Raw genomic sequence first — 5503 nt, forward strand, 5'->3', positions numbered from 1 at the left:
GCACCCGGGCCCGGCGCAGGCGGGCGAACGCCGCGTACGGGTCGTCGAGGCGGGCGGTGAGGCGGGCCAGCGTCTCGGCGTACCGGGCGGCCAGGGCGGCCGGCGGCTCCGGCTCGGTGAGCGCGGCGGCATCGAGCAGCAGGCCGTTCTCGCGGAGCTTGCCGAGAAGGTGCCGTACGGCGGGCCGGGCCCGCTCGGTGCCGAACTCGGCGACCAGGGCGTCCTCCGTCGTCCCCGCCCGCAGCAGCGGCACACAGCCGTCCGCCACCGCGTACAGCAGCTCCGAGCCGCGCAGCACGAACTGCCCGCGGCTGCCGCTGAAGTAGACGCCCCCCGGCACGGGCGCGTAGTGCAGCCCGGGCCGGGCCAGGAGCGGCTCGGCGCCCGGAGCCGTCCGCGCCGGGGTCCTCTCGACATCGGTGACGGTCATGACCGGACTCCTTCCACTGCCCCGCCGTCGGCCGGGTGGTAGGCGAAGCGGCCTCCGGCCCCGCGCCCCACTTCGAGCACCCACTCCGTGGCGTGGGTGCCGTCCGTGACGCCGGGCAGGGCCTCCTCCAGGTAGCTCGTGCCGGCCCCGCGGCGCTCCAGCATCCGCGGCAGGACCCGCACCGCGAGGGCGCTGGACAGGTCGACGTACTGCGGCTTCTGCGCCAGCCGCTTGGACTGGACGTCGGGGGCGCCCACCGAGAGCGGGCCCTCGTCCTCCGGCGCCGACTTGATGACGACCTCCTCGGGGACGCCGTGGCGGGAGCGCCAGGCGGTCAGGGCGAGGAGCCGTTCGTGTTCGTCGGGCCCGGCGGCCACGGCCGTGTCCAGTTCGCCGCCGCCGTACCAGCGGCGGCGTCCGATGAGGATGTCGCCGACGGCCATGCGCGGTGCCACGCGGGTGTGCTTGCCGTCCCACGGGGTCGCCGCGTGCCAGGAGTTGGGCAGGCTGTTGAAGAGCCGGCCGCTGATCACCAGGCCGGAGGCGACCGACAGCGGCGGCGGGAACAGGCCCGGGTGGCCGGTGCCCAGAGGCAGCACCCGCAGCGGCGCGCCGTCGGCGTCCTCGACCCGCAGCGTGTCGGTCTCCGGGTCGTGCGCCAGGCGCAGCGTGAACCAGTCCTCGGCGGTGAGACCGCCCGGCAGCACGGGGGTGTGCGCGTTCACGTTGAGGCGGTGCAGGCCCAGGTCCTCGGTGATGCGGGTGCCGTCGTGGCCGTAGAAACGCCTGAGGTGCTCGGCCAGACGGGGCAGGGCGCGGCCGCCCTGGCGGCGGTCGGCCTCCAGGAAGCGCGCGTACAGCATGCCGTGGCCCGGCAGTCCGTCGTTGAGGACGAGCTGGTCACCGGCCTGCTGGAGCAGCACGCCGTAGATCAGCGGGTCGCTGCGGAAGCGGTCGGGCAGGGCCCGGGTCAGTTCCGTGACGTCCGCCGCGGTGAGCCGGAGGGTGTCCTCACCGGCCTGGGCGGTCTTGGTGAGGAGGGCGTGCACCTCCTCGGACAGCTCGCGGCGCAGCAGGTACATGCGCTCAAGGCAGCCGTCGGCCGGTCCGATCCCGGACAGCGCGGCGGCCTGGCCGGTGCCCTCGGGCCCGTACACGGCGGCCATCGCGGCGGCCCGCCGGGAGACCTCCCCGACGATGAACGCGGCGTGTTCGGCGAGCGGCACGTTCGCCCCGGCCCCGAAGCGCTCCACGAACGCGGCGGTCATCAGGACCCGCACGTCGTGCAGCCAGTCGAAGACCGTCAGGAGTTCCACCGCCGGGCCGAGGCCGGTCAGCGGGGCGTGCCAGTCGGAGGCGGCCACCTTCAGCGGCGGCATGACGTAGTCCTCCTCCACCGTGATGTGCGCCGGGCGGCCCGCCGCCTGGCTGAACCGGCCGAGGTCCCCGCGCAGCCCGGCCAGCAGCGCGCCCCGCTCGGAGGCCGGCGCCTCGGTCACCCGGGGCAGTCCGGCGCGCACCCGGTTCGCCAGCTCCCGCACTCCGGGCGGCTGTTCGGCATCGGGGAGGGTCAGCAGCTCGTCGTAGTCACCTGCGGCGGTCTCCTCCTCGGGCCGGGTGAACGTGCACAGCACGCCCTGGTGCAGGGCCTGCCGTACGCGTCCCTCGGCCTCCTCGGCGGAGCAGCCGGCCCGGGCGGCGACGTGCCCGACGACGGCCGGGAACCTGCGCGGCCCCATCGACAGCGCGTCGAGCAGATGGGCGACGGGCCCGTCGAGCGGGACCGCGAGGCGGTGCATGCCCTGCTCGGAGAACTTCAGGAAGAACAGCTTGCCCGACTCCGGGTCGGGGGCCGAGGTGGGGGGCATCCCCACCCACAGCGTGCTGAGGTCGGTGCCGTCGGCGGGCAGGCCGCCGAGGACGTAGTGGAGCATGACCCGGTCCAGGCCCGGCACCGCGTGCGCGCCGGTGAAGGGCACCTCGCCGGGACGGACGGCGTCCGGGTCGCCGGCCGGGGCCGGTTCGGCGATTCCCACCGCGGTGAAGCGGGAGAGCGGGCTGGTGCGCACCATCGCGCGGGTCACGTACTGGATCAGGCCGCGCTCGGACTTGCGGGTCCGGGCGGACACCTTGCCCGGGCCCTCGACCGCGGCACGGTAGCGCTCGGCCTCCTGGTGCACCTCGGGGGCGATGAGCGCCAGGGAGCGCAGCAGGTCCCCGTCGCCCAGCAGGCCGGCCAGCACGGCGCGTTCGCGGTCGGCCGCGGCCGGGTAGCCCTGCGTGACCGTGGTGCGCAGGTGCTCCCGCCCGGTCCAGGCGGCCAGCCAGCGGGCCACCGACGGGGTGGCTTCGAGGCTCTCGGGCGTCTTCCTGGGGGCGCGGCCGTTGTGGATGGCGCGCCGCAGCGCGATCAGCTCGCGCCGCTCGGCGTCCGAGCCGGCCGCGCCGATCCGCTCGTAGAGCTCCTGCGAGCACACCTCGGCGGCCTCGCTCAACTCCGCCTCCGCCCGCGCGAGTTCACCGAGCAGGCGGCGCTGCTCCGGGTCGGCGAGGCGGGTCCTGCGCAGCGGGTTGACGCGCAGGAACCACTGGGGTTCGGGGCTGGTCATCGCGGGGCTCCCGTCGGTCGCGTGGCGGTGAGGCGCTCCCGCCAGCTGCTGCCGAGCACCTCGTCGACGGTCTCGGCGAGCGCGAAGCACATGTAGTAGCGCTGCATGGGCGAGACCGTGAGCAGGGGCAGCTGCTGGTAGAAGAGGTTCGTCAGCAGGCGGTAGGCGGCGAAGAACGGGGACGGGGTGCTGATCGCCCCCGAGCCGTGGACGGTCCGGTGGAAGTCGGTGTCCGGCTGCTCGCCGCGCGGCACCACCGCCTCCGCCCCGGGCGGGCCCATCCGGCTGCGGTCCACGCCGTCGGTGACGGAGTCGAGCAGGTCCGGCGTGAGGGCGCCCGTGGCGACGGCGTGGTCCAGGACCCCGGCGCCGTAGGCGAACGCGGTGCGCCACTGGGCGGCCGCCGGGGACACCGCACCGCTCAGGCGCTGTTCGACGACCTCGCGGATGCGGGGCGCCTCCTTCGCGAGCCGCTCCCGGAAGACCGGGCGCATGTCCTTGCGGGGAGCCGCCCAGGCGAGGAACGCCTCCACGTGCGAGCGGGGCGAGAACACCCCGTGGCCGGGCCCGAGCGCGTGGGTGTCGACGAGGGCGGCGAACGCCTCCGCGAGCCGGACCGTGCCGCTGCCCGGCTCCTCGGCCAGGCCCTCGATCGTCGTCAGCACCGGTGCCGCCAGGGCGCCGTGCACGACCGTGCGCAGGGCGTCCAGGCGCGGCTCCCGGGAGTGCAGCGCCGGATCGCCGGGGCCGACGCGCAGGACCGTGCCGTGCTCGCGCAGCGGCAGGTACGGCGGCTCCACCGCTTCGAGGCGGCCGAACTCGCGGGCCTGGTCCAGATACACCTCCTCGGTCAGGGCCCGGGCCGGGTCGAGGGGACCGGCGTCCCAGGCGGCCGCGATCGCCGCCCAGTCGACGGCACCGCCGGGCGGCACCGCGCCGGCCGGGACGAGCACGTCGACGTGCGGTCCGTGCAGCCAGCCGCGGCGCACCTGCACGCCGGGCACGCCCCGCTCGCCCAGTCCGCGGGCGACCGGGACGACGTGCCGGGCCAGCCAGGCCGGTGTCACCGGCATCCGGGTATGGAGTCGCACCCCCGTCAGGCCGCCGGAATCCGGCCTCACGGCAATGCGCTCCGGAGCGTGAACCCCCATGTCCTTTCACCTTCCGAGAAGAGCCGCAATGAATTCGAGAACGTGAATCCCATGATTGGCGGCGGGAATTCGGGCCGGAAGGGAAAACGGTCCGGCGCTTACATACGTCATCGTTTCCGTGACGCCCGTCCGGGGGTGCAAGGTCGGAATGTCGTATTCCGTTTCAAGGGTGCCGGTGGGCTGACCGAAAACCGTCAAGAAGGCCGGCCGGCCGGTGTACTCTCCGCGAGTGACATCTACGTCCCCCACGACGCCCCCCACCCCGTCCGCCACGGACGCCGAGTGCCTCGCCCTCACCCGCACCCTGCGCCGCCGCGGTGTGCTGGTGCTCTCCGTGTTCGCCCTGATGTGGGCCCTGGCGGCGGCCTCCGGGACGGGCTCGGCGACGGATGCCGCGCCGCTCGGCATCGAGGCGGCGGCGCTGCTGCTCACAGCGGCGGCGATCTACCTGGGGTACCGCAAGGACGCCGCGCCCTCGCCGCGGATGGTGAACCTGCCGGCCAACTGGGCGCGCGGCGTGGGCATCGTCAACACCGTCGAGCTGGCGGCCATCTTCGCCGTCATCGCCGCGTCCAACGCCGCCGGCCGGCCCGAGGCCGTCCCCGCGGGCATCGCCCTCGTCGTGGGGCTGCACTTCTTCCCGCTCGCCCGCCTGTACGACCAGTGGCAGTACCGGTGGACGGCGTCGCTGCTGACCGCCGTCGCGGTCGCCGGATTCGTGCTGGTCGCGGCCGGTCTCGCGAGCGAGACCGTGCGGATCGTGGTGGGCCTGGGCAGCGCTCTGGTGCTGTGGGCCTCGTCGTACCACCTGGCCCTGCGCGGCTGACGCCCACCGGGCGCCGAACGCAAGGATGTGCCCGGCCGGCCGTAGCCGGACAGGCGCATCCTTCTGCGTTCACGCTGTGGTGCTGGTGCCGTGACGCCGGTTCAGCAGGCCGAGCAGGTGCTGGACGAAGAGGACGAGGTGCCGATCGAGCCGCTGGAGGCGCCCATCTCCGGCAGGGCGACGCCGTCGGTGACCTCGAGGGTCTCCAGCTCGTCCGCGTCGAAGCCCTCGAACGCCTTGTCCGCGTCCTGGTTCTTGATGTCCTTGGCGGTCATGTCGAAATCCTTCCGAAGATCCGGGATGAGTGGTTCAGCAGGCCGAGCAGGTGCTGGAGGACGAGGAGGAGGTGCCGATCGAGCCGCTGGAGGCGCCCATCTCCGGCAGGGCGACGCCGTCGGTGACCTCGAGGGTCTCCAGCTCGTCCGCGTCGAAGCCCTCGAACGCCTTGTCCGCGTCCTGGTTCTTGATGTCCTTGGCGGTCATGTCG

The 5503-nt window shown here is 74.3% G+C and carries 5 protein-coding genes and 1 pseudogene; 1 reads left to right on the forward strand and 5 read right to left on the reverse strand.

All coding sequences use genetic code 11. The features are described from left to right. The 3 genes and pseudogenes from GTY56_RS18750 to GTY56_RS18760 all read right to left on the reverse strand — a co-directional run. A pseudogene (locus GTY56_RS18750) lies at window positions 1–430 on the reverse strand (hypothetical protein); the annotation flags it as partial. Next, a complete protein-coding gene (locus GTY56_RS18755; RefSeq protein WP_161366506.1) occupies window positions 427–3039 on the reverse strand; it encodes a lantibiotic dehydratase in 2613 nt (870 codons plus the stop codon). The pseudogene GTY56_RS18750 and the gene GTY56_RS18755, both read right to left, overlap by 4 nt. Then, window positions 3036–4112 carry a hypothetical protein gene (locus GTY56_RS18760; protein ID WP_202510409.1) on the reverse strand — a complete coding sequence of 359 codons (1077 nt, stop codon included), beginning with the start codon at window positions 4110–4112 and terminating at the stop codon, window positions 3036–3038. Before GTY56_RS18760 ends, GTY56_RS18755 begins: the two co-directional genes overlap by 4 nt. Before the next feature lie 307 nt (window positions 4113–4419). Between GTY56_RS18760 and GTY56_RS18765 the strand changes: the two genes are divergently transcribed. Then, the gene (locus GTY56_RS18765) at window positions 4420–5016 is read left to right on the forward strand and encodes a DUF7010 family protein (RefSeq protein ID WP_346345515.1); all 597 of its coding nucleotides are present in this window, start codon (window positions 4420–4422) and stop codon (window positions 5014–5016) included. 101 nt (window positions 5017–5117) lie between these two features. Here GTY56_RS18765 and GTY56_RS18770 read toward each other — a convergent pair whose 3' ends face one another. Together GTY56_RS18770 and GTY56_RS18775 are read right to left on the reverse strand one after the other, a co-directional pair. Then, entirely contained in the window at window positions 5118–5291 is a 174-nt protein-coding gene (locus GTY56_RS18770) for a thiazolylpeptide-type bacteriocin (protein WP_078615318.1), read from the reverse strand. A gap of 34 nt (window positions 5292–5325) precedes the next feature. Then, the gene (locus GTY56_RS18775) at window positions 5326–5499 is read right to left on the reverse strand and encodes a thiazolylpeptide-type bacteriocin (protein WP_078615318.1); all 174 of its coding nucleotides are present in this window, start codon (window positions 5497–5499) and stop codon (window positions 5326–5328) included. Between the last annotated feature and the right edge of the window lie 4 nt (window positions 5500–5503).

The sequence above is a fragment of the Streptomyces sp. SID5643 genome (assembly GCF_009872555.1).
Classification (GTDB): Bacteria; Actinomycetota; Actinomycetes; order Streptomycetales; family Streptomycetaceae; genus Streptomyces; species Streptomyces iakyrus.